The 24,523-nt window shown below is 35.0% G+C and carries 23 protein-coding genes; 8 read left to right on the top strand and 15 right to left on the bottom strand.

Going from position 1 to position 24,523, the window contains the following annotated elements; genetic code table 11:
* Positions 1-3: 3 nt before the first annotated feature.
* Together AC22L0_RS24220 and cax are read right to left on the bottom strand one after the other, a co-directional pair.
* Complete coding sequence (locus AC22L0_RS24220) at positions 4-801, bottom strand: YfkD famly protein (RefSeq protein ID WP_002102695.1); 798 nt, start codon at positions 799-801, stop codon at positions 4-6.
* 79 nt (positions 802-880) lie between these two features.
* Positions 881-1,936 carry a calcium/proton exchanger gene (gene cax, locus AC22L0_RS24215; RefSeq protein ID WP_000482133.1) on the bottom strand — a complete coding sequence of 352 codons (1,056 nt, stop codon included), beginning with the start codon at positions 1,934-1,936 and terminating at the stop codon, positions 881-883.
* A gap of 179 nt (positions 1,937-2,115) precedes the next feature.
* Between cax and AC22L0_RS24210 the strand changes: the two genes are divergently transcribed.
* The 3 genes from AC22L0_RS24210 to AC22L0_RS24200 all read left to right on the top strand — a co-directional run bounded on the left by AC22L0_RS24210 (position 2,116) and on the right by AC22L0_RS24200 (position 3,472).
* Positions 2,116-2,532 carry a pyridoxamine 5'-phosphate oxidase family protein gene (locus AC22L0_RS24210; RefSeq protein WP_000550220.1) on the top strand — a complete coding sequence of 139 codons (417 nt, stop codon included), beginning with the start codon at positions 2,116-2,118 and terminating at the stop codon, positions 2,530-2,532.
* Between the two features lie 155 nt (positions 2,533-2,687).
* Positions 2,688-2,834 (top strand): BH0509 family protein, encoded by a 147-nt coding sequence (locus tag AC22L0_RS24205; RefSeq protein ID WP_000817786.1) that lies wholly within the window; start codon positions 2,688-2,690, stop codon positions 2,832-2,834.
* Positions 2,835-3,043: 209 nt separating this feature from the next.
* Positions 3,044-3,472, top strand: a complete 429-nt coding sequence (locus tag AC22L0_RS24200) for an EamA family transporter (protein WP_000100296.1) — start codon at positions 3,044-3,046, stop codon at positions 3,470-3,472.
* Positions 3,473-3,483: 11 nt separating this feature from the next.
* Here the strand turns inward: AC22L0_RS24200 and AC22L0_RS24195 are convergent, their stop codons facing one another.
* The gene (locus AC22L0_RS24195; protein WP_000434878.1) at positions 3,484-4,077 is read right to left on the bottom strand and encodes a DedA family protein; all 594 of its coding nucleotides are present in this window, start codon (positions 4,075-4,077) and stop codon (positions 3,484-3,486) included.
* A 487-nt stretch (positions 4,078-4,564) separates the two neighbouring features.
* On the opposite strand from AC22L0_RS24195, the gene AC22L0_RS24190 reads away from it, so the two are divergent.
* Entirely contained in the window at positions 4,565-7,327 is a 2,763-nt protein-coding gene (locus AC22L0_RS24190; protein ID WP_087966455.1) for a tetratricopeptide repeat protein, read from the top strand.
* Positions 7,328-7,365: 38 nt separating this feature from the next.
* Here AC22L0_RS24190 and lepB read toward each other — a convergent pair whose 3' ends face one another.
* Complete coding sequence (gene lepB, locus AC22L0_RS24185; RefSeq protein WP_000983302.1) at positions 7,366-7,902, bottom strand: signal peptidase I; 537 nt, start codon at positions 7,900-7,902, stop codon at positions 7,366-7,368.
* Positions 7,903-8,145: 243 nt separating this feature from the next.
* Between lepB and AC22L0_RS24180 the strand changes: the two genes are divergently transcribed.
* Positions 8,146-9,305 (top strand): IS3-like element ISBth8 family transposase gene (locus tag AC22L0_RS24180; RefSeq protein ID WP_087966457.1). Its coding sequence is split into 2 segments (ribosomal slippage): positions 8,146-8,404 and positions 8,404-9,305, totalling 1,161 coding nucleotides; the frame shifts between segments, so codons are not numbered across the junction.
* A 64-nt stretch (positions 9,306-9,369) separates the two neighbouring features.
* On the opposite strand, the gene AC22L0_RS24175 is transcribed toward AC22L0_RS24180, so the two are convergent.
* Together AC22L0_RS24175 and AC22L0_RS24170 are read right to left on the bottom strand one after the other, a co-directional pair.
* Positions 9,370-10,050, bottom strand: a complete 681-nt coding sequence (locus AC22L0_RS24175) for a lysoplasmalogenase (RefSeq protein ID WP_001051073.1) — start codon at positions 10,048-10,050, stop codon at positions 9,370-9,372.
* Between the two features lie 120 nt (positions 10,051-10,170).
* Positions 10,171-11,121 (bottom strand): DMT family transporter, encoded by a 951-nt coding sequence (locus AC22L0_RS24170; RefSeq protein WP_000845729.1) that lies wholly within the window; start codon positions 11,119-11,121, stop codon positions 10,171-10,173.
* Positions 11,122-11,392: 271 nt separating this feature from the next.
* Between AC22L0_RS24170 and AC22L0_RS24165 the strand changes: the two genes are divergently transcribed.
* Positions 11,393-13,318 carry a heavy metal translocating P-type ATPase gene (locus tag AC22L0_RS24165; protein WP_087966460.1) on the top strand — a complete coding sequence of 642 codons (1,926 nt, stop codon included), beginning with the start codon at positions 11,393-11,395 and terminating at the stop codon, positions 13,316-13,318.
* 187 nt (positions 13,319-13,505) lie between these two features.
* On the opposite strand, the gene AC22L0_RS24160 is transcribed toward AC22L0_RS24165, so the two are convergent.
* Genes AC22L0_RS24160 through AC22L0_RS24150 form a run of 3 tightly spaced genes read right to left on the bottom strand, consistent with a single transcriptional unit; the run spans position 13,506 to position 15,412 of the window.
* Positions 13,506-14,372 (bottom strand): YihY/virulence factor BrkB family protein, encoded by an 867-nt coding sequence (locus tag AC22L0_RS24160; RefSeq protein ID WP_001226536.1) that lies wholly within the window; start codon positions 14,370-14,372, stop codon positions 13,506-13,508.
* Between the two features lie 6 nt (positions 14,373-14,378).
* Complete coding sequence (locus AC22L0_RS24155; RefSeq protein WP_487272458.1) at positions 14,379-14,894, bottom strand: DUF4075 domain-containing protein; 516 nt, start codon at positions 14,892-14,894, stop codon at positions 14,379-14,381.
* Between the two features lie 53 nt (positions 14,895-14,947).
* A complete protein-coding gene (locus AC22L0_RS24150; RefSeq protein ID WP_000250916.1) occupies positions 14,948-15,412 on the bottom strand; it encodes a low molecular weight protein-tyrosine-phosphatase in 465 nt (154 codons plus the stop codon).
* 174 nt (positions 15,413-15,586) lie between these two features.
* Here AC22L0_RS24150 and AC22L0_RS24145 point away from each other — a divergent pair, with 174 nt between their 5' ends.
* Together AC22L0_RS24145 and AC22L0_RS24140 are read left to right on the top strand one after the other, a co-directional pair.
* A complete protein-coding gene (locus AC22L0_RS24145; protein ID WP_000366199.1) occupies positions 15,587-15,811 on the top strand; it encodes a DUF1128 domain-containing protein in 225 nt (74 codons plus the stop codon).
* A 192-nt stretch (positions 15,812-16,003) separates the two neighbouring features.
* Entirely contained in the window at positions 16,004-18,670 is a 2,667-nt protein-coding gene (locus AC22L0_RS24140) for a cation-translocating P-type ATPase (RefSeq protein WP_139894279.1), read from the top strand.
* A 188-nt stretch (positions 18,671-18,858) separates the two neighbouring features.
* Here the strand turns inward: AC22L0_RS24140 and AC22L0_RS24135 are convergent, their stop codons facing one another.
* From AC22L0_RS24135 to AC22L0_RS24110, 6 genes are all read right to left on the bottom strand, one after another.
* Complete coding sequence (locus AC22L0_RS24135) at positions 18,859-19,941, bottom strand: toxic anion resistance protein (protein ID WP_001064409.1); 1,083 nt, start codon at positions 19,939-19,941, stop codon at positions 18,859-18,861.
* An 18-nt stretch (positions 19,942-19,959) separates the two neighbouring features.
* Positions 19,960-21,591: a YceG family protein gene (locus tag AC22L0_RS24130; protein ID WP_487272456.1), complete on the bottom strand. Its 1,632-nt coding sequence runs from the start codon at positions 21,589-21,591 to the stop codon at positions 19,960-19,962.
* 109 nt (positions 21,592-21,700) lie between these two features.
* The gene (locus AC22L0_RS24125) at positions 21,701-22,492 is read right to left on the bottom strand and encodes a TerC family protein (RefSeq protein ID WP_000025688.1); all 792 of its coding nucleotides are present in this window, start codon (positions 22,490-22,492) and stop codon (positions 21,701-21,703) included.
* Between the two features lie 72 nt (positions 22,493-22,564).
* The gene (locus AC22L0_RS24120) at positions 22,565-23,143 is read right to left on the bottom strand and encodes a TerD family protein (protein ID WP_001007532.1); all 579 of its coding nucleotides are present in this window, start codon (positions 23,141-23,143) and stop codon (positions 22,565-22,567) included.
* Between the two features lie 85 nt (positions 23,144-23,228).
* Positions 23,229-23,813, bottom strand: a complete 585-nt coding sequence (locus AC22L0_RS24115; protein WP_000146720.1) for a TerD family protein — start codon at positions 23,811-23,813, stop codon at positions 23,229-23,231.
* A 24-nt stretch (positions 23,814-23,837) separates the two neighbouring features.
* Positions 23,838-24,434, bottom strand: a complete 597-nt coding sequence (locus AC22L0_RS24110) for a TerD family protein (protein WP_001121578.1) — start codon at positions 24,432-24,434, stop codon at positions 23,838-23,840.
* Positions 24,435-24,523 lie beyond the last annotated feature (89 nt).

Raw genomic sequence — 24,523 nt, 5'->3', positions numbered from 1 at the left:
ATGTTATTGCGAGTGGGAAGAAGAAATGAATTTAAAATACAAATGATCATGAATTGGAATAGCAGCTCCAATTCCTTGAGAAGTAATATTTTTCACAACAAGTCTTTTTTGATTTCCCTTTAATACAAGATACACTTCTCCAAATGTTACTTTTCCTTTTTCATTTACTGCTGGTGTATAAGCGTATAAATATCCGAGTTGACTCGGACTAATATTATACACACGCTCATGTCCAGTACCATAACCAATGGTCGTTTTAAACGAAAGGGGTAATTGTACTTTTTCAAGTGCTTTGAGAAGCATCATTTTTTTCACATCTGCAGCATCTTTCATATCTGCTGTTAAATCGCCTTCAACCGTCTTTTGTGTTTCTTGCTTATAGCGAAGTGGATATAAACGGTCTCCTCCGCGATTATCATACACATTTCGATTCACTTGTTTATATTCCCAATTAATCGATGTGTCTACTGATTCATAATGTAAAGCCCATTGACCCAAATAAATTTTTGCCCGATACCCTACTGCAAGCGGCGCATTTGAAATTGTCGTTTCATTAAACATCCGAATTAAGTCTGGATTTTCAATTTTAATATTAGCCGTTTTCAATAGCTCTTGAGCAAATTTACTTGGTTGTAAACGTGGCAAATCTTGCGCATCATTTGGAAATGTATTGTCTTTTGAAATATTTAAAACAGATGAAGGCATTTTTGTTCCTACTGTTGTCTTTGCAAAACTCATGTTAGGAAATAATAAAATAAACGAGACCATAGTTGAAAGACATATGCTGTATACTCGTTTCACCTGTCTGGCTCCTTCCTATGTAGGTATATATACTACTTCGTTTATTGTTTTCTCTGAGCGCAATTGTTATGCCTATTTTTCATAATAAATAAAAACCAATTCCCATAATGACATACGCCGCTAGTAAAGTGCCACCTTCAAACCAGTTTGTATCTCCATCATTGGAAATCGCAATCGTTAAGAAAACGGCTGTAATCATAGACACAAGTTCTGGTATAGTAAATACTAAAGGCATCCTTTGCGCGAAGAACATAGATAGCAATACTAATACAGGAGCAACAAACATGGCGATTTGTAATGTAGAGCCTATTGCAATTTCGACTGCAATATTTACTTTATTTTTATAAGCCATAATAATTGCAGACGCATGTTCCGCTGCATTCCCAACAATTGCAACGATAATAACCCCTATAAATAACTCTGACCAACCAAATGACTTTGCAACAGTTTCAAAAGTATGTACGAGTGCCTCTGACACATAAGCTACTGCCAGTGTTGCTATCGCTAAAATAAGGAGCGCCTTCCCTTTTGACCACTCTGGCTCTTCTTCATGCGCTACTTCGTCACTTTTATGTTGATATACACCACGGTGCGTAACTAACTTAAATAGTAATGCAGCAAGGTACATGATAATCATAATAATAGAAACACCTATACTTAATTGATACGTCTTGCCAGCGTCCATCTTCATTGAAAAGATCTCTGGAATAACAAAGGCCACAACAACAGCAAATATTAATAAAGCTGAATTATGCCTTGCATCATATACATTAAAACTTTGTCTTTTGTATTTAAGACCTCCAACAAAGAAAGATAACCCTCCTACCAATAATAAATTTCCAAGTACAGAACCGGTTAAAGAAGCTAACACCACTTCAATTAACCCTGCTTGAAGTGCAAAAATTGAAATGATAAGTTCAACAGCATTACCGAAAGTAGCATTTAATAATCCGCCTATTCTAGGACCAGAAACAATTGCTAGACTCTCTGTTGCTCTCCCCATAAAACCAGCTAATGCGATAATCGTAATACAATACACAGCGAACATAATTGTTTCTGGCCAATGAAGTGTTTTTCCAAGTACAGATAGTGGTACACCTATAAGCGCTACTATAAGAAATATTTTATTAAACATGCTTTTCATCCTTCCATCGTATGTATTTCTCCTCAATATTATTATTATTCTTCTCCTAACTTGTCCGATTTCATCACAATTACGTTTAAAAAATCGGATTGAAGAAAACAGTATGAAAGATATTTAAATTATCTTGTTTAAACAGACAGAATTATAAATTGTGAAAAGGGGTTAAAATTATGCACTTAAAAGAAAAAATCGCAACTATTATTCAAGGTCAACGTACTGGTGTATTATCTACAGTACGAAATGAGAAACCTCATAGCGCCTTTATGATGTTTTTCCATGAAGATTTTGTACTATATGTTGCAACAGATCGACAATCAAAAAAGATAACAGATATTGAACAAAATCCTAATGTCCATGTACTACTCGGACGAGAAGGAAAAAAATTAGATGAAGATTATATTGAAGTTGAAGGGTTAGCTTCAATCGAGGAAGACTCAACATTAAAAAACAAGTTTTGGAATAATAGCTTAAAACGTTGGTTACTCGGTCCTGAAGACCCTAATTACGTATTGATCAAAATCAATCCCGACACAATTTATTACATTGATGGTGCGGGTACGACGGAGCCTGAGTTTTTACGACTATAAAATAAAACAAGCCCCCCCTTAGGTGGGCTTGTTTTGTCGAAAAGTTCTTTTAAAAAAAATAATAAAATAGGTGGAACTTTCCAAAGATTCTGTTATATAATAGCAGTAACTTAAATAAACTGTATTAAAACAGATTGAGGGGAGAAATAAAATTGATGAAGAGAGAAGAACGCAAAAATATGATTGAGTTTATTGAAAAGAAAAAAGGGATTGAGCGTGACGAATTATTGTTTATGACAGACGATGAAGTAGAACATATTTATAATGTAACGTACTTTTTATATGAGGAAATTGCAGAGTAGTATAATAATCCCCACCTTATTAAAAATATAAGGTGGGGATTATTTCGTTATTTAGCCCACTATTTACAGGCAGTAAAACTCCCACCTTAAAATTCAGGTGGAGCAAGAAGTTAAGTTGAAGTCGCGCTTTCTATAAAGCTCAATTGCTTCAACTTTATACATGAGAATCATTTTCATGTATAATACTGTAAGATTGGAGGAATTTTACTATGAGTTCGTGGCTCTTATTTGCACTATTATCAGCAATTGCTGCTGCCCTTGTATCTATTTTTGGAAAGTTTGGTTTAGACGGCATCGATGCAAACGTTGCAACAACAATTCGATCTATTATTATGGCATTATTTATGATAGGCGTTATTATCATACAAGGTAAATTTCAAAATATCGGCGACGTACTGCTAAATAAAAAAGCACTGCTATTTATCACATTAAGTGGGGTTGCAGGTGCTTCGTCATGGCTATTTTATTTTCTTGCCCTCAAAACAGGAAAGGTTTCACAAGTAGCTCCTGTCGATAAATTAAGCGTCGTATTTTCTATCATTCTCGCTATGATTATCCTCGGTGAAAAGTTAAACTTTATGACCGGTGTTGGTGTAGTCTTTATTACAGCTGGTGTATTATTTATTGCTTTCAGCTAAAAAAACCGCTATTAGCGGTTTTTCTTTTTCTTTATGTACAACCATACAACACATGTAACAACTGCTGAAATTAATAAAATCCATATTCCATAATGATGTAAACTATACTCAACGAAGCGCCACTTCTCGCCTAACTTCCAGCCAAGCCCAATAAAAACACTTATCCAAATGAGCGCACCACCGTAAGCGTACAAACAAAAACGCCAAAGTGTCAAATTTGATACCCCAGCAAAATATGCCGTTAAATGACGTACTCCCGGTATAAAATAACCAATCATTAAAAGAAATGGCCCATATTTTTCAAATAAAATATGTGTTTTTTCAATGTGATGTTCTTTAATTCTAATTTTCGGCCCATATTTCTTTAAAACAGGGAGCCCAAGTTTTAAACCTAATATGTAGCTTAACGTGATCCCTAACATCGCACCAGCCATCCCACTTAAAAAAGCAGCAGTTCCTGACATAACTCCTTTTGAAACATTATAACCAACAAAGGTCAATAAAAACTCGTCTGGTATCGGTAATCCGACAATACCACCAGCCAAAGCTATAACAATTCCAAAATAGCCATAATGCGCGATTAACTCGCCAATATGTTGTTCCATTCGGAAGACACATCCTATGCACGATCGTTATTCCACATTGTACCCTTTCTATCTTTAAGGCAAACATGGTATACATATTCACTATACATTGTTTTTATAATGAACTCTACTTCTATTCTTTCCTTTAACAGAGATAAAGTGAAACTTTAATCAGTGGGAGTTTTGTTCATCCTCTACTAATTATTAACCTATGCCAATCTTGCTTCTACAGACATCCCGACTCCCACATAACTTACTTACATTCAACAATTTTGAGATTAGATTCTTACTGCCCGCAAATAACCCGATAAAAAATAAAAATTCATATGCGTGTTTTTTTGTTACAATAAAGGAAAGTTACTTTTCGCAACGGTTTAACTCTCAAGAAAAATGATATATCTAGCAAAAACATAGTTTGGTCTATATAATGCAACTTCTACCTATTAAAAGAACATACACCCTTTTACATACGACATCATTTTTCTAAATTATACAGGGGGGAACGAACATGACCATTGAAAATCAATTTATTCAAAAAGTTTACTATAAAACATTTTTAACAGAAGAAACTTCTACTCCTGCATCGGAAGTACTCGGTGAAGCATATATAAATGAATCTAAAAATGAATTCTCCAACATTTCTAATATTCGATTTGCTCAAGGTGAATTTTATTATCAAAATAAAGATTTTGAAGCAGCTATATTTAAATGGGAAAAAGTAAATAATGCTCTTGCACTTTGGGCGACAAAAAATATTGCAGATGCTTATTTTGAACTAGGATTCTTACCAAAGGCAGAAGAAATTTATCAATCTATTCAAACGGAAGATACAACTCTTACGATGGAGGTTTCCTTACAACTTCTTTCTCTTTATATCGAACAAGATCGTTTAGGACTCGCTTTTAAGACGATTAGTGAAGCTGTTGCATTCCAACCGGATTATCCAAATATTACTGCAATTGCACGTTCTTTCTATGAAAAACAAGAAGATTGGAACAACGCTATCGAACTAGCTGTTCAAGAAGGTATTCGAACACAATCTTTACACTGGTTTGATACGTTAATAAATTACATAAACAAAGGACTTACAAAAAATATTAAGCCTGAATATTTCTATGAGTCTTTAAAAGCTCTATATGCTGTTGATCAAGCTCAATTTAAAGAGCTTGTTATTGCTCTTTGGAATAGCTATCAACATGAATCCTTATACCTTCCTTGGATTCAAAGTATTAATCATTTATTCTTGCATATTGAAACAGACAATAATGACGATTGGAATGAAATTTCTACTCGCTATCAAGAAACATACTTTGCATTAATTACCGGAAATCATTTTATGCATGAATTAAACGGACTTGTACCAAATTTATTAACAAATTGGTTTAGTTTAACGAAAGCAAAAGATTCTCTAGTTGTCTCTGCAGCAGTGTTAGCATGGAATGAAGTCTCACCTACAACTTTAGAATCATTACTCGTAAAAAGTGCTGGATCCTTACTTTCTAATACATCAGCTGAAGCAGATGTAAATATGGAAACAGTTTCTCATTTATTCGAAACAATCGCTGTATGGGCTGAGAAAAATGATGTAGATTTAAGTCATCAATTTACGCTACTAGTCCATGAACTATGTGATTTAAATGTCACACCACTACTAATAGCTGGAACTAGTGACCATGATAAAACATCATTTGTTAATTCAATATTGGGAGAGAACATCTTAACTGAAACTTTAACAACTCCTATTCTATTTAAAGACGCTAGTCAAACTGAAATAACAGAATTTACCGAGTTAGATATACGAAATATCCCTAACCTTGATGAATTCCATCAAATAACGGCTACATCTGCTCAGTCAGAACTTGAGAAAAAATGTATAGAAATTAAGCTACCAAGTAGGTTTTTAAGAAAAAATAAGTTTACATTTCTTCTTACACCATCCATTCAAGAGCAATTGGATAAAAACAATGCATACTTTGAATACTTACAAGCAGCAGATAGTCTTGTTTACGTATTAAATTCTTCTTCACCATTGCATAGTAAAGAAATTGATACATTAATTTATTTACGTGAACAAGTACCAAACTTACAAATTCACTTCGTATTACACACAAATAATACGACTACTAATGAAAAACTAATTAGTAAACTTAAAGTACATTTTCCAGATGCACAATTCTTCCCATACTCTCCTTCGCAAGAGAGTAGCCAGCAACTTGGAGATGTAACAGAATCTATTCTCTCTAATCTTGCAAAACGCGATATAGAAAAAGAACGTATAGAAAAGCTAATATGGTTTACACAAAAGACAATTGCTTATCTCATAAATGAACGTGTGGAATTAGAAAATACATTAGTAAAATCCGTACGCTGGAATAAACACATCTCAGTGAAACTTACTGGATTTATTAATAACCTTACTGCTCTTGAAAAAGATAAAATTCGCTCTATTACCGAATCCTATCTTTTAACGAAAGAAGAAATTACACGAGATATACATTCTCAAATTCCTGAATTATTACAGAGTTGCTCTGATCTTGTTCAAGAAGATAGTGATTTCAAACTAGTTCATGAAGAATTAAATGCTGCAATGAATGAACGTGTTCAAAAGCATGTACAACAGGTACTTCTTCCTAAATTTACTGGGTCTATTCAAGAATGGATTGAAACAGCACATAATGAATTTATTCAAGCTCAAGCTTATTTAGATGAAATGAGTGAAACGTTTAATAAATTATATAAAGAAGAACGTATGAAACTTCCTTGCGATTTCAAATTATTAGATGATTGGAATCGAGATGTTGCACGAATGACAAATCGAATTACAGTAACGAACATCAATATTTTATTACGCTTTACACCGACACAGTTTTTCTTAAAAAGTGCCGGAAAATTATTTGGTAATATGCAAAAAAACCAATCTATGCTCGCCAACAAATATAAACAATATATTGAAACAGAAGACTATACAGAAATTGCTCACACAATTTCCAAACAATTCTTCCTTCAATTTGAAGTATTTGAAGGTGCATTAGAACGTGATATCATGATGTTCTTCAAAGATCCACTTAATATATTGAAACAAAATGTAGATGCAGCTCAACTTGAGATACAGGAAGACGAGCAAACATTAGCGACGCTAAGAAGCAATCCAGAAACATATCATGATCCTTTGGCGTTATTTAAACTACAATTACTACAACATAAATTTGTTTTAAGTACTACAAAGAAACATGAAGATATCTTTGTATCAAACGAATCTCCTACTGTTTAACAAAAAAACCAAGCAAACTAAAATTTGCTTGGTTTTTTTTACTTTATTATTTTCATATGTTCAAACGGATAATAAATGCCTGCTAACTTTCCTAACACATCTTCTCTATCAATAAAACCTAAACCATTTCTACTATCTTTACTTATTAAGCGATTATCTCCCATAACAAAAATCTTATTTTTAGGAACTGTAATCGGTCCAAAGTCCTCTGTTAAATTCATAAGTTTTTTTTCTGCTTGTTTTTTATTACTATCCAAATACTCTTCATCTTTCACTTCAGAATTTACATATAATTGATCATTTCTCATCTCAATTATATCTCCAGGCAATCCAATCACTCTTTTGACATAAAAATTATCTGTTTTCACAACAATAATATCTTCTCTCCCATAGCTTTCAAATTGTTTTGCTAACTTATTAACAATCACCTTATCTCCATCTTGCAACGTTGGCCTCATAGATGCTCCTTTTACAGTCGTCGGAAAAAACACAAAAAATTTCGCCAAAAACACCAATAAACATGCAATTGCAATAGTTCCAAAGAATTCACGCCAACGTTTTTTCTTTTGCATCATTTCACCAACTCATCATCTTTTTACTTTTATTATAAATAATACGACTGATGATTTTCTACAAAATTCTGAATTATAAAATTAAAATATTAGAAATTTTAAAATAAAAATACTGATCAAATTAACAAGCAAAAAAGATACTCTCAAAATAGTCTATCTGGTATTATCCCCTATAGGTAGACAGTAAAAAAAGAGTCCATCTGATATGATGGACTCAATACTGTTTTATCTGGAGGGGATTTTTTTATGGCAAGAAAAGGACAATCATTTCAAAAATATACAGAAGAACTAAAGCGAGAAGCAGTTCGTCTTCGATTAGAAGAGAGAAAATCATTGCGAGAAATTCGTGAACAACTCGGTGTGAAGAGCGATGCCCAGATTATTGAGTGGGTAAAACGTGCGCAACAAGGGGAGTCCTTTGATGATCAACGTGGTGTCTGGAATCGAAAGAATTTTAATAGTCTAGAAGAAGAAAATGCTTATTTGAAGGCACAGGTTGAGTATTTAAAAAAGCGCAATCCAAATCTACACGGGAAGGAATGGTCCTAAAGAAAGAACGATTTTCTCTTATCGATTCATTACGCCAAGCCTATCCACTCCGATGGTTGCTTCAAATCGCGGAAGTTTCTAAGGCTGGCTACTATAAATGGCGGAAATATCATAACGTGCAGCGTTTACGTCAGAAAAGGGATATGTGGCATAAAGAACATATTTTATCTATTCATCGTCAGCACCCTTACTATGGGTATAAACGTATGACTCGTGCTTTGGCTCGAGAAGGAATGGTAATGAATCATAAACGTGTTCGTCGTCTTATGAGAGAGCTGGGTATTCAATCTATCATTCGAAAAAAACGTCCGTTTTATGAAAGAAAAACATCTGTGGTATTTAAAAATCATTTGAATCGAGAGTTTCAAGCTGAAAAGCAAAATCAAAAATTCGTAACAGATATTACTTATGTACGAATCGGAGAACAATTTGCCTATTTGTCAGCTGTGTTAGATTTATACAACAATGAAATTGTTGCCTGGAAGCTATCTTCAAGAAATGATTTAGATTTGGTTTTAACTACATTACGTCAATTAGAAGGGAAGTCATTAACTACTAAGCCCCTTTTCCATTCAGATCAAGGGTTTCAATATACATCTAAATCCTACGCAAAACAGTTAGAGAAATTAGGATTTGTCGGTAGTCATTCTAGACGTGGAAACTGTTTTGATAATGCGTGTATCGAATCATTCTTCTCACATTTAAAAACAGAGAAGTTGTATTTAGTGTGCCCAAAAACATATGAAATGGCCTACCGAGCAATTCAAGAATATATTCAGTTTTATAATACAGAAAGATTCCAAGAAAAACTTCACGGCCTTTCCCCGATAGAATATCGGGAAAAGGCCGTGGCATAATACTCTTTTTATTTCTGTCTACTTGACAGGGAGATGACCAATCCACTATTTTGAGAGTATCTTTTTATAATCCCACATATATAATACACATTTGAGCAGCTACATATGTAAACCAAATCCAAAGTGGCTCATACTTCAATTTACGCCCTCCGATATCTGTCACGCCAATAATGAAATCAGAAATTACAAACAGTAAGCCACCAAACGCTGGTATCCACCATATCCCTGTATTTTCATAATATAAGGCGAATGCAAAGCAAGCCATTCCTCCAACCCACAATCCGTAAATTAGAGCTCCTATCGTAAACAACTTATCCTGTTTATCATTTCGGATAAAGAAGAACCATCCTACAATTAGAAAGAGCCCATATACGAGTAAGCCAATCCAAAAACCATTCCATGAAATTCCTGTTTGCAAAAATGCTTTTACATAAAAACAATGAGCAACAGCGAAAGTAACCATCCCTCCAATTAATCGATGACCAATTGGAATCAGCCCAGCCATAAACAAATCTCCCACAGTTGATAAAGTCATACCAAGTGCAACCCACGTACTATACTCTACAGATGGATCTTGTAACCATATGCAAATTGCACTACCTGTTAAAGAAAAACTAAGAATAAGACGAATTGCTAAAGGTAACGGCATATTATCTTTCGTTCTTTTTGTCTGCCCCATTGCATAAATTGCACCAATAAAAAAAAGAAATATTTGCCCAATTAACACCACGTAAAGTAGATTCATAATATTTTCTCCTCAATAAATGCTTTTTGTATCTTTTTTCGTTACACTTAGTCTATTATCCTTTTTCTATAAAAAAAGAAGAACAGTACTGTTCTTCCATTGTAATCGCTTTTCTGCTCTCTATGCTACTTGTTTTTCTTGCTCCATTTTTTGCTTAGCTGGTGTCCTATTTACCACAATGATTCCCGCGGCTACACATGCTAAACCGAGTAGCACAAATGAATGAATTGCTTCACCTAAAATCATGCTCGATAATAACACACCAAATACGGGTATAAAGAACATATACATAGATACTTTTCCAACCTTGTTATACTTCATAATTGTATTCCAAATGCAAAAACCAGCTGCAGATAAGAAAGATAAATAAATTAGCATAAGTAGTGCATGTAGACTAAATGTAAATGGCATGACTCCAACTTGTAAAGCCCCTATACATAATAATCCTGTAGAACCAAAAATCATTTGGTATGCTGTCATATAACCAATATCTAATGTTTTACTACCTTCTTTTGCTAATATGTTTCCATATGAATACAGCATTGCTGCACTAAGAAGTAATAAGCTTCCGATCCCAAAATGAAATGATAAGCTACCATCACTCGGCACATTTACTAAAATGACGCCACAAAAACCAATAGATACCCCAATTAATTTTCGCATATTGAGAGCATCATCTTTATATAAAAAATGGGCGAGTAAAATTTGAAAGAATGATGATGTTCCTGAAATGATAGCTCCTTCAATTCCTGAACTATAACTCATTCCAATGTAAAAACAGATATATTGAAGAAACGTTTGGAATAAACCAATTTGTATTAACTGTTTCCCTGTTCCTTTTTTGAAGCTCATATCTTTTCCTAACACTTTAAAGAATAATAAGAGCATGACTCCAGATAAAAAGAAACGATAACCGGCAAATAATATTTGCTCTCCAACTTCTTGTGGTTGAATTCCAAGTTCAACATAACTTAATTTAATAAAAGGAAATGCGCTTCCCCATAAAAAAGTTGCTACTATTGCAGCAATAAATACGCCAATCGGATGGGTAAAAATTTTCTCTGTCTTCACTTGTTGTCTTCCTTTCCGATCTTTTTATGAACAATATTCATATATACCAGAGGAGTTGCGAAAACACAAGTTTTCCGTTTATACTTGAAACAAAACCGTACCATCTCATAAAAACATATGATATACTATAGAATAATTACAACATAAGAACTATTAAAAACAGATTCAACAGAAATGCTGCTATCCATTATGGATGGCAGCTTTCGTCGTTTTATAGGGGTTTCGATTTTGATTATTTTTCTCAATAAGAATGCGGAAGGAGCGGGTAGTAATGAACTCAGAAGTAAAAACGTTACAGTCAAAAGAAACAATTTCTCATCCCTCTTTATGGGACACATTAAAAAAACATTATGAACTTGTATTTGCAGTAGCATCTGGTATTTTTATTTTAGTTGGCTGGTTATTCACAAAGAACGATGTAATGAATGTAGGTATTACTTGCTATATCCTTGCTTATATAGTTGGTGGATATGCAAAAGCGAAAGAAGGCATTGAAGATACGATTGAAGAAAAAGAGCTAAATGTTGAAATGCTAATGCTCTTTGCAGCTATTGGTGCTGCAATTATTGGCTACTGGGCAGAAGGGGCTATCTTAATCTTTATCTTTGCGCTCAGCGGTGCTATGGAATCTTATACATTAAGTAAGAGCCAAAAAGAAATTTCCGCTCTTCTTGACTTACAACCCGAAGAAGCATTACGCATTTCCAACGGAACGGAGGAACGTGTTCCTGTTGGAGAGTTACAAATTAACGACATTATTTTAATTAAACCAGGTGAATGTGTTCCCGCTGACGGTACGATTCATAACGGTGAAACAAATATTGATGAAGCAGCAATCACGGGAGAACCTATTCCAAATGAGAAAAGACATGGCGATGAAGTATTTGCAGGTACTGTAAATTTACGTGGTGCTATCGAAGTTAAAATTACGAAGCCAAGCGATCAAACATTATTCCAAAAAATTATCCGTCTCGTCCAAAGTGCACAAAGTGAAAAATCACCATCACAACTATTCATCGAAAAGTTTGAAGGAACATACGTAAAAGGTGTACTACTCGTTGTTGCGCTTATGATGTTCGTTCCTCATTTCTTACTTGACTGGAGCTGGAATGAAACGTTTTATCGCGCTATGATCTTACTTGTAGTCGCATCTCCTTGTGCACTCGTTGCTGCCATTACACCAGCAACGTTATCTGCAATTTCTAACGGAGCAAGAAATGGAATTCTCTTTAAAGGTGGCATACATTTAGAACGCCTCGCTTCAGTAAAAGCAATCGCCTTTGATAAAACAGGAACATTAACAGAAGGAAAACCTACCGTAACAGATGTATATGTTCGAGAAAATATGACAGAAAAAGAAGTACTTTCTATTACAGCATCCATTGAAAGTCACTCTACACATCCTTTGGCTGCATCTATTGTTAAATATGCACAACATGCGTACGACATTACATTAAAAAAACCTGAAAAGGTTGAAGATGTAACTGGTTTTGGGCTAAAAGGAATATTCGAAAACAACGCTTATAAAATAGGTAAAGCTGATTTTATCGGTGAAGAAACAAAAACATTTCATAATGGTATTTCTGCCTCACTTGAAAAGGAAGGTAAAACTGTCGTTTATATTAGTGATGAGGGAGGCATTCTTGGACTTATCGCTTTAAAAGATACGCTTCGCCAAGAAACAATAGCTGCTATTCGTGAATTACAAAGCATTGGTGTCGAAGCAATTATGATTACTGGAGATAATGAAGAAACGGCAAAAGCAATTGCCTCTGAAAGTAATATAAAGGAATATTACGCATCATGTTTACCAGAAACAAAAGTTGAAACGATTAAAAAGTTAAAAGAAAAATACGGTACAGTAGCAATGGTCGGAGACGGTATAAATGATGCACCTGCACTAGCTACTGCTAGCATTGGTGTCGCAATGGGAGAAGGAACAGATGTAGCTTTAGAAACTGCGGATGTTGTACTGATGAAGAACGAACTATCTCGTCTTTCCCAAGCAATTCGTTTATCAAAACGAATGAACCGTATTGTGAAGCAAAACGTAATCTTTTCGCTAGCCGTTATTGCCATGCTAATTTGTTCAAACTTCTTGCAATTTTTAGCTCTTCCATTCGGTGTTATTGGCCATGAAGGAAGTACGATTCTTGTCATTTTGAATGGCTTACGATTATTAAAAGGCAGCAAATAAAACGGGTCCCTCATAGAGGACCCGTTTTTTTTAATGATAGCTATTATGACCGTTCGCACTGCTACTCGTTTTATGCTTTGGATGCGAACTGCTCTTTTGTTTATTATTACTTTTATTATTATGGTTCTTTTTATTATTACTCATGAAATATCCCCCCTGTTCCTTTTTATTATGGAACAAGAGCTCATTATTCATTACGGGAATTATTGTCACCGGTTCTATAATGGTGGAGTAAACCATTAATTTCACCGCCAAGTAAAATTACCCATCCAGTTAAGTAAAACCATAACATTAAAATAATGATACCACCGAGACCACCATATGTATTGGCGTAATTCGCAAACTTATCTACATAATAAGCAAATGAGTACGATACCACAATCCATCCTACAGTAGCAAATAACGCCCCTGAAATAACTTCTCTTCTTTTTAACTTTCGATCTGGGGCAAATGTATATAAGAAACTAAACAAAGCAAATAGCACGAAGAAACTCGCTACTAATCGTGTAATGCTCCACACGAAAGAAAAACTATCTGATAAACCGAGTGCTTTAAACACTGCTGCTCCAATAACTTGTCCGAATACCGGAACAATTAACGCAAAGACAATCATAAAAATAATAGCTAATGTAAACACAATTGATAACGCTCTTGTTGTAATAAAAGAACGTGTTTCCTTCACGTCATAAGCGCGGTTAAAAGCATTCATAACCGCATTAACACCATTTGAGGCAAACCATAACATGGATAATAAACCAAATGATAATAAACCACCATTTTGCTGGTTTACAACTTTATCTACATTTACCTCAATTAAGTTCATTGCATCATCTGGTACATAAACCTCTAATAAACTAAGCACATCCTCTGTTTGAATGGGAATAAATCCAAGAAGCGTAATTAAGAAAACGAGCCCAGGAAAAATTGCAAGCAAGAAGAAATAAGCGAGCTGTGCTGCCAAGCCCGCTACATCATCGCGCATCGTCCGGTCATATAAATCTTTACCAAACGAATAAGTACGATTTCTTCTCACCTTTTCTAAAATTTTTCTCATATATGTTTAAACGCTTTTCTTCTCTTCTTTATCTTGCTTTAACTCAATGTACGCTTCAGTTTTTTTTTCCACTGCATTTGAGTCTTTCATAAATAATTCACGCGCTTCTTTCATACCACCATCTTCAGCAACTACTGGCTCTTCTTCTGCTTTCAGCTCATCTACCTTTGGAGATACAGCTTGAATTTCAATCGTTTCTGGCTTTTCTTCTGGCTCAACTTTTTTCTTACTAAAAATTTCTTTCGTTTCTTTTAACGTCTCTACAACAGATGGCGTTAATTTTTTAATTTCTGCTACTTTCGCTTTTACCACATTGAAATCAGCAAGTTCGCGTCCTTTATCTGTAACAGTTTGCACTTTTTCTTTGATCTTTGCATTTTCACCAATTTCAATCATCTTTGTTTTTGCTTTTTCTGCTGTATTTTTTACTTTTTCACGGTTTTCTTTCTTTAACATGGATACAACTACACCTGCCGCTACACCAATCGCAATGTTTCGAGCAATATTATTTTTCTTTGCCATATTCCTTCACCCTTTCATTTCTTATGTTAGAAAGTATTTCTTTCTAAGCTTCCTCATATTCCTTGTTCATTTCGAATGAAAGCTAATAGCTTTGCACACCCTTCTGTTACAAGGTCATATACTTCTTGGAAATTCCCTGTATAGTAAGGGTCAGGAACGTCTGTCCAGCCACCGTCTGGAACAAAGTCGGACAGCCTACCAATATAGCCTCCAGTTTTACCTAAACTTTTTAAATCTGCTATATTCTTGTTGTCCATGGCAATAATATAATCAAACTTTGTTAAGTCTTCTTTTTCTACTTGCCTTGCTTTAATTCCTTCAAAAGTGACTGCATTTTCTTTTAAAATTTTTTGTGTTCCTTTATGTGGCGGATGGCCAACATGCCAATCTCCAGTTCCTGCAGAATCAATGACAATTTTCTCTTCAAGTCCCTCTTTTACGACAAGATTTCGAAAAATCGCTTCTGCCATCGGAGAACGGCAAATGTTCCCAAGACAAACAAACAATACTTGAACCATACTTTTGTTTCTTCCCTTCTTGGTGCATTTCTTAATATATACTTATAGTATAAACAACCAATTATTAAATATAAAGGAAATCCCTACTAATTTAATGGGATTGAAAAGATTCATTAACGAAAATGATAAAAAATGTTAAGATAGCCTTATGTTATTTTAAAGGGGGACACTTCGGTGGATTTATCCGTAAAGTCAGAAGAAAACGTTGAATATATGGTCGAAGCTATTAAAGAAAAATTACGTATGGTTAATGCTGGAGCGATGAGAGCTGCTAGTTTTAACGAAGAAATGTACGAAGATTTACGTGACATTTATAATCATGTTATGAAACGTGAAACATTCAGCATTAGTGAAATGCAAGCTATTACAGAAGAATTAGGTACATTAATTAAAAAGTAAAAAAGCCTCTCTTATATGAGGCTCTTTTTTATTTCCAACAAATTCATGACAACTCATCTCTTTCCCTCAACCAACTGTAAAATATTGTACAATAGAAGTAGAACCTCATCTTAGATTTTTTCTCCATACATACTACTCACAAATAATAGCAACACTACCATTGCTAACTGTTTTTACTGGAGGTGCTTACTTATGAGCAATTGGTACAGTAAGACGAAAGATCAAACATTAATTGACCTAGAAACAAACGAACAACACGGTTTAACAGATGAAATTGTAAGTGAACGTTTAAAGCAATACGGTTCTAATGAATTAGCTACAAAACAAAAACGCACTTTATGGCAGCGTATTTTCGCCCAAATTAATGACGTCCTCGTATATGTCCTTATTATTGCTGCCCTTATTTCTGCCTTTGTAGGTGAATGGGCGGATGCCAGTATTATCGCGCTTGTTGTAGTTTTAAATGCTGTTATCGGTGTTGTCCAAGAATCTAAAGCAGAACAAGCTTTAGAGGCACTAAAAAAGATGGCAACACCTAAAGCCATCGTCAAGAGACATGGTGAACTAAAAGAAATTCCATCTGAGCACGTCGTTCCAGGTGATATCGTTATGCTCGACGCCGGACGATATATCCCATGCGATTTACGCCTTATTGAAACCGCAAATTTAAAAGTTGAAGAATCTGCTCTAACTGGTGAATCTGTCCCTGTTGATAAAGATGCAATCTACCACCCTTCCATGCAAAGTGATGAACAAGTACCACTCGGCGATCAAAAAAACATGGCCTTTATGTCTACTCTTGTAACATACGGAAGAGGCGTCGGTGTTGCTGTTGAAACTGGAATGAACTCACAAATTGGTAAGATTGCTACCCTTTTACATGAAGCAGACGATGATATGACACCACTTCAAAAAAGCTTAGCACAAGTCGGAAAATATTTAGGCTTTGTCGCTGTAGCTATTTGTATCATTATGTTCCTCATCGGTTTTTTACAAGGCCGGGATACGTTAGAAATGTTTATGACTGCTATTAGTTTAGCCGTTGCAGCTATTCCAGAAGGCTTGCCAGCTATCGTTTCCATCGTTCTTGCAATTGGTGTGCAACGTATGATTAAACAAAACGTTATCATTCGGAAACTACCAGCTGTTGAAGCCCTCGGTTCTGTCACAATTATTTGTTCAGATAAAACAGGTACGTTAACGCAAAATAAAATGACCGTTACTCACTTTTATAGTGATAACACATACGATCGCTTAGAAAGTTTAAATGTAAATAATAATGCGCAACGTCTATTGTTAGAAAATATGGTGCTATGTAATGATGCGTCTTATAATAACGAATCACAAACGGGAGACCCGACTGAAATTGCACTTCTCGTTGCTGGAACCACTTTTAACATGCAAAAAGATTATTTAGAAAAAATACATGAACGTGTTAACGAAGTACCTTTCGATTCAGATCGTAAAATGATGTCAACCGTGCATACATACGATGAAAGCTACTATAGCATGACGAAAGGCGCTATCGATAAGCTCTTACCTCGATGTACCCATATTTTTAAAAACGGCAAAATCGAGATTTTAACTGATTCTGATAAAAATCAAATATTAGAAGCTGCCGGAGCAATGTCTCAAGAAGCTTTAAGAGTACTTTCATTCGCATTTAAACAATACAATTCAAACGATATGGATATAAATCATCTTGAAGAAAATCTTATCTTTATTGGTCTTGTCGGTATGATTGATCCACCACGAACTGAAGTGAAAGATTCAATTAAAGAATGTAAAAAAGCCGGTATTCGCACAGTTATGATTACCGGTGACCATAAAGATACCGCCTTTGCAATTGCCAAAGAACTTGGCATTGCTGAAGAAATATCGGAAATTATGATTGGAACTGAATTAGATAACATTTCTGATACAGAACTAGCTAGCAAAATTAATCATTTAAATGTATTCGCTAGAGTCTCTCCAGAGCATAAAGTGAAAATTGTAAAGGCATTACGCGCGAAAGGAAATATCGTTTCTATGACTGGTGATGGTGTCAATGATGCACCATCTTTAAAGCAAGCTGATGTTGGCGTAGCGATGGGCATTACAGGAACAGACGTTGCAAAAGGGGCAGCAGATGTCGTGTTAACAGATGATAATTTCTCATCTATTGTGAAAGCCGTTGAAGAAGGTAGAAATATTTATCGTAACATAAAAAAATCAATTCTCTTCCTACTCTCTTGTAACTTCGGAGAAATTATCACTTTATTTTTAGCCATTTTACTCGGCTGGGCAACACCACTACGACCTATTCACATTTTGTGGGTAAATTTAATTACAGATACCCTGCCTGCATTATCACTTGGGGTTGATCCTGAAGATCCTGATGTGATGAAGGAAAAACCACGACATGCGAAAGAAAGCTTATTTAGTGGTAGCGTTCCTTTCCTTATTTTCAATGGGATTGTCATTGGGCTTTTGACGCTAATAGCCTTTATCGCCGGAGCAAAGTTCTATACTGGAGATACACATTTATTCCCTCTTTTCCCAGAGCAAATTGATGAGGATGCTCTATTACACGCTCAAACGATGGCATTTGTCGTTCTTAGTTTTTCTCAGCTCGTTCATTCATTTAACTTGCGTTCAAGAACGAAATCAATTTTTTCCATTGGGATCTTTACAAATAAATATTTAGTCTTCTCCCTTCTTATCGGTGTTCTTATGCAAGTTTGTATCATTTCCATCCCGCCCCTTGCAAATATATTCGGTGTACATGCATTAACGATGCGAGATTGGGGATTTGTTCTCTTATTAAGTATCATTCCACTTATTGTGAATGAGATTATTAAATTAGTGAAGAGAAACTAAAAGGCAATGAGGAATAGTCCTCATTGCCTTTTCATTTACCCTACTATTTTCCGTGCAGTAAAACTCCCACCTCAAAATTCAGTTTGAGCAAAGAAGTTAGGTGGTAGATTAACTGCCCATAAATGTCCAATTGGTGAAGGCTAATAATCGGTGGGGATGAACAAAACCCCACTGATTAAAGTTTCACTTTATCCTTGTAATTCTTTTTTGATATTCTCTGTTAATGTAGCCATACGTTTGCGGCTTTCTTCACGCTCACGTTTGTTTTGTTCTTCAATTTGTTGTGTTTCTTGCATACCTCTTGAAATAATGTTCCAAGTTTCCTCAAGTGTTTCCATCTTAATACTAGAAGAACCTGATAATCTCGCTACTTCTACACTTTGCGTTGCGATATTCTGTGCATTTTTCTTAAGTAATTCATTTGTACGGCGATCCAGTTCAGCCATAGAATCTGCAACAAGCTTTTGACGCTTCGCATTTACCGCTTGAATGATACCATTTTTAAAGATAGGAATCGTTGTAATAAATGCTGTATTAATTTTACCAATTAATTTATTATTACCACGTTGAATCATACGAATTTGTGGTGCTGTAAGTAGCGCAACCATACGCGCTTTTTCTAAATCATCAATACGTTGCTCTAAAATTTCAACCGAGTTTTTAAGCGACTCTAATTCAATACCTGCTAATTGATCATTATTACGCACACGCTCTTCATACATCGGAACTAACTCTGTATTTAAACGCTCTAATAACATTTCTCCTGCTACTACGTACTTCTCTAAGTCTAAATAATATTTTAAGTTTTGCTCATACAAGCCATCTAACGTACCAATTGATTTTTTCATCTCATCTTGGTACTTCGTAATTTCCACATACACTTTATCAATTTCACGGCCCATCGTTTGATACTTGCTAAAGATTTGTTCAATCATTTTATCCGCTTTTTTGAACATACGTGAGAAGAAACCACTTTTCTCTTCCGCAAAGTCTTTGCTATCAAATCTGTCCATAATTTTACCAAGCTGTTTTAATAATTCACCAGAATCTTCTATCTTTGATAATGACATTGTATGTAAAATTTGATCAGCAAAACGTGAAATTTCCATAGAAGGTTCTTTTCCAAGTTCAATTAATTCTAATTGATCTTTAATATCTACCGCATTATAAATACGTTGTACATCCGCATCTTGTCTAAGTTGCAAGCGAACATCTTGTGCTGTTTGCTCATTTAATTCTGTTTTCGGATCTAGTACGACTGGGTTATTCATATGGTATTCTCCCTTTCCTTATAAAAATGGACGAAATAGTCCTTTTATTGTTTGTGATAAATTTTTATAGGCTGATGAACCATGAAACTCAAGATCGAAATTAACCTCTTCAAGCCAATGGGAATCAAATGCCCCCGCTTCAATATACGGTTCAATATCGTTTCTTCCCGTTGGATTGAAATGGAATACATCTACTCCAATTTGATTTAAAAATAGTAATAAAACAGCATCAGAACGAGTTAACTCTCCACTCTTCTCATTATTAAATATAACAATTTTCGGCACATCTTGTGAATAATCAAATTTCTCAAGCTGTTCTAAAATATTCGGTGGTATTTGAGAAAGTTGCGCGAAAACATATAGCGCTACATCTTGTTTTGTCTCTTTCGCAATTGGTTTGCACATTTCACTTTCACACGTATGGATAATCGCTTCTGCAATCCCATGTTGTAAACCTTCCGGTAAACGCTTATGCGGCCACCAATGGCTATTCATAATTAGATCCGGATGTAATTTCCCAGCTCGGTCTAATGCATCTCGATAATGATATTGGAAGTTTGCTTTTTGCTCTTTCGTAAATGGGAATGTATTAACTAGTATACTGTTATCAAATGATGTAACAGCCTTTAATCGTTGAAAATACTCTTTATCATTCTTTGAAACGCCTGATATTTTCGCAAATAAAGAAGGGATATAAATATGTTTATTTTCAACAAAGAATGTCGGGCGTACAAACGCCTTTTCTTTCGTAATTAAAAAGAGCTCATCATATGTTGTTTTTAGTGTACGAGCTACAGGCGTATAGGAACGGAATTGCCACGGCTTGTACAGCAGTGAATTATCGTGGTGAAGTACTTGCTCAATTTCTTTTGAAGCTTGATACGCTACTGTTGCCACACGCTCGCGGCGGCGATTTGGAAATGGTTCAAGAGAAATACGGCCTGGATGAGACACAATAAAGGTCCTTCCCTCTTCATCAACATTCTCAAATCCATCTTTTCCTTCTGGGTGATAATAAAGCACATCACAACCGAGCATAATAAGAAAGTATAAGAAATATATACGGCTTTCCTGTGCATCACCATACCAAACGATACGCGGCATCTGTTTCTTATAATTAATCGTAGAAAACCACTTCGCTACATAATTTTCGCTTAGTTTAATTATGTCGATTAAGAAACGACGGAAGCCTTCTGTCTTTAACGACTGATTATGTTGTTTCTCATATAATTTCAATAGTGAAATAAACGTCGTATGTATGTAATGCTGTAAATCAGGATTGTCTACTTTCGGTAAAAGTTGTTTCCCAGATAAGTGTGCAACTAACCTATTTACTGTCAGACCATTTGGTGCTTCTTGATGTAATCCGAACACTTCTTGAATATGACGAAGCTTTTCCGAATCAATCACTTTGTTTAAATTTTGTTCGTGTAAAACTTCGATTCCTTTCGCTTCACTATAATCAAACAGTTCATTAAAATATTCATCTACATCATTAGGAACGCCAAGGATTCGACATGCTATATAACTAAATTTCATCTCATTCTCTGTCAGTTCATATTGTGGACGTTTTTCTAAAAGCGTTTCAAATTGCTTTAAATCTGATTCATCTTTTAATGCATATGGTTGAAGTGTAAAACGTGAAAACACAACAGTTCACCTCCAAAAACAGTTACGTTTTTTCTAAGTCCTTCTTCTATTATAAACTATTTTTTGTTATAAAAAATGGGCGCTCGCAAAACGAGCAAACCCATTTCAATTATTTATTATCTTCTTTAGTAGCTGCAACTTCTTCTTTAGCTTGTCCAGAATTCTTCATGTAGTGAATTATAAATGTTGCTCCAAATGCTACAACTAAAATAATAAAGAATAGTGTATGACTAATCTCAATCTCGATTAAAGACAGTAACATTTTCGATGCAATAATTAAGATTAAAATGTATGCTGTCGTTTCAAGCTCTGGAATACGCTCTAATAATTTCAAGAATACACCGGCAATACCACGCATCATTAAAATACCTAGCATTCCGCCTAATAATAAAATCCAAACTTCATTAGATACACCAAATGCAGCAAGTACACTATCTACAGAGAATGCGATATCCATTAATTCGACCATGGCAACTGTTCCCCAGAAGACACCGAACATTCTGAAGAAAATACTGTTTTGGTTCATACCATGAGCTTCCTCTTCTTCACCTGCACCTTTACGCTTATCAATAAAGTATTTTACTGATAACCAAGCAAGGTAAAGTGCACCAAGAAGTTTTACCCACCATAATTTAATCAAGAACATTCCGATTCCAATTGCAATAAAGCGGAATATATAAGCTCCAATAAGTCCATAGAATAATGCTTTTTTACGTTTCTCTTCAGGAAGGTGTTTTACCATTACCGCTAACACAAGTGCGTTATCAGCAGATAACAACCCTTCAAGTACAACAAGTGTACCAATTAATCCCCAAGATACTGGATCTTGCAACACTTTAATCCACATGTCCAAGTCGAAAAACTGAGCATACGTATCAAGGATTCCTTGCAAAATACTCATCTTACCTTTATCCCCTATTCTTTGCTAGATTTATAGAAAGGTCAAAAAAAGGAAACGAATATCGTTTCCTTTCTATGCATCCAAGCCATACGCTCTTACAAGCGCACCTAAACCACCTTGGAATCCACTTCCTACTGCATTAAACTTCCACTGTCCATTATGACGGTATAATTCACAAAAGACAACTGCTGTTTCGATAGAGAAGTCTTCCCCTAAATCAAAACGAAGAACTTCTTCGTTCGTCTCTTCATTCGCTAAACGAACGAATGCGTTTCCTACTTGTCCAAAGTTTTGATTACGGCCTTCCGCATCATAAATTGTAACTGTAATAGCAATTTTATGAACGTCTGCTGGAACCTTTTTCAAATCTACAACAAGTTGCTCATCGTCGCCTTCGCCTTCACCTGTTCTGTTATCGCCAGTATGTAAAACTGATCCACAAGGAGACTTTAAATTATTATAGAAGATAAAATCAGTTTCCTTCGTACATTTCCCGTTCGCATCTAATAAAAAAGCAGATGCATCTAAATCGAAATCGTCTCCGCCATCATAAGATTTAATATCCCATCCAAGACCAATTACTGCTTTTGTTAAACCAGGACTCGTCTTACCTAAATCAATCTTCTGTCCTTTTTGTAACTGAATAGCCATTTATATTCACCTCTATATTTTTATCTTTAAAAATATACCCATCAGTAAACATGCATTTCACCAATGGATATATAAATTGAATCTATTACTCTACATCTAAACCAAAGTTATTGCATAGAGACGCTAACCCACCTTGGAATCCACTTCCGATTGCATTGAACTTCCAATCACCTGCATGGCGGTATAATTCACCTACTACTACCGCTGTTTCAATAGAGAAATCTTCTCCTAAATCGTAACGAATTAACTCTGCATTCTTTTCTTCATCGAGAATACGTACGAATGAGTTAGAAACTTGACCAAAGTTTTGGCTGCGGCCTTCTCCATCATAAATTGTAATTGTGAAACAAATACGTTCGATGTGAGCAGGAACATTTTTTAAATCGATTTTAATCGCTTCATCATCGCCTTCGCCTTCACCAGTTCGGTTATCTCCTAAATGCTCTACAGCACCATTCGCACCTTTGGGATTATTATAGAAAACGAAATCTTCTGCTCCTGAAACTTTACCGTTCGCACCTACTAAAAAGATACTAACATCTAAATCGAAATCAGCTTGTCCATCATAACGATTTGTATCCCAGCCAAGCCCTACAAGTACCTTTGATAAACCTGGATTTGTTTTTGTTAAATCTACCTTTTGTCCCTTTTTTAAAGAAATAGATGCCATTTAAAAATTCCTCCTTAGTTTATCCTATTGATAACGTGATACAATCTCACTTAAGTTTTTATCTTGCGTGCCTTCTCCAACTGCTGAAAACTTCCACTCATTTTCGTAGCGATACATTTCTCCTGCAATTAAAGTTGTTTTACTAGCATAGTTTTCTGATAAATTATAACGTGCTAATTCCTCACCTGTATGAGGATTTTGAATACGAATATAAGCGTTACGAATCATACCAAAGTCTTGACGTCTGTTTACACAGTCATAAATATTTACAACGAATACTAAACGGTTAATACGACTTGGGACTTTATGTAATTCTACAAAGATTGTTTCATCGTCACCTTCGCCTTCACCTGTTAAATTATCTCCTGAATGAATAATACTACCACAAGTAGAAAGTTTGTTTCCGAAGTAAACTAAATCATTTTTGTTTAAAAAACGATCTCCTTCTAACATAACAACAGATGCATCACAATCTATATTTGGTTTACTTCCAAATAATGAAGACAGAAATCCACCTGATTGCCCAATTGGATCCCAGCCTAAGCCAACCTGTAGTTTTGCTACTTTTGGTTGTCCTTTCGTTAAATCGATCTTTTGACCTTTTTCTAAAATAATAGGCATGAAGTTTCTCCCTTTCTACAAAGCATTTTCCATATCGGAAAATATTGTATTCTTCTCTTATATTGTAGCATTATTTACCTATTGATAAA

The sequence above is a fragment of the Bacillus sp. LQ01 genome, from assembly GCF_057624735.1.
This window is presented reverse-complemented; position numbering and strand designations above follow the sequence as displayed.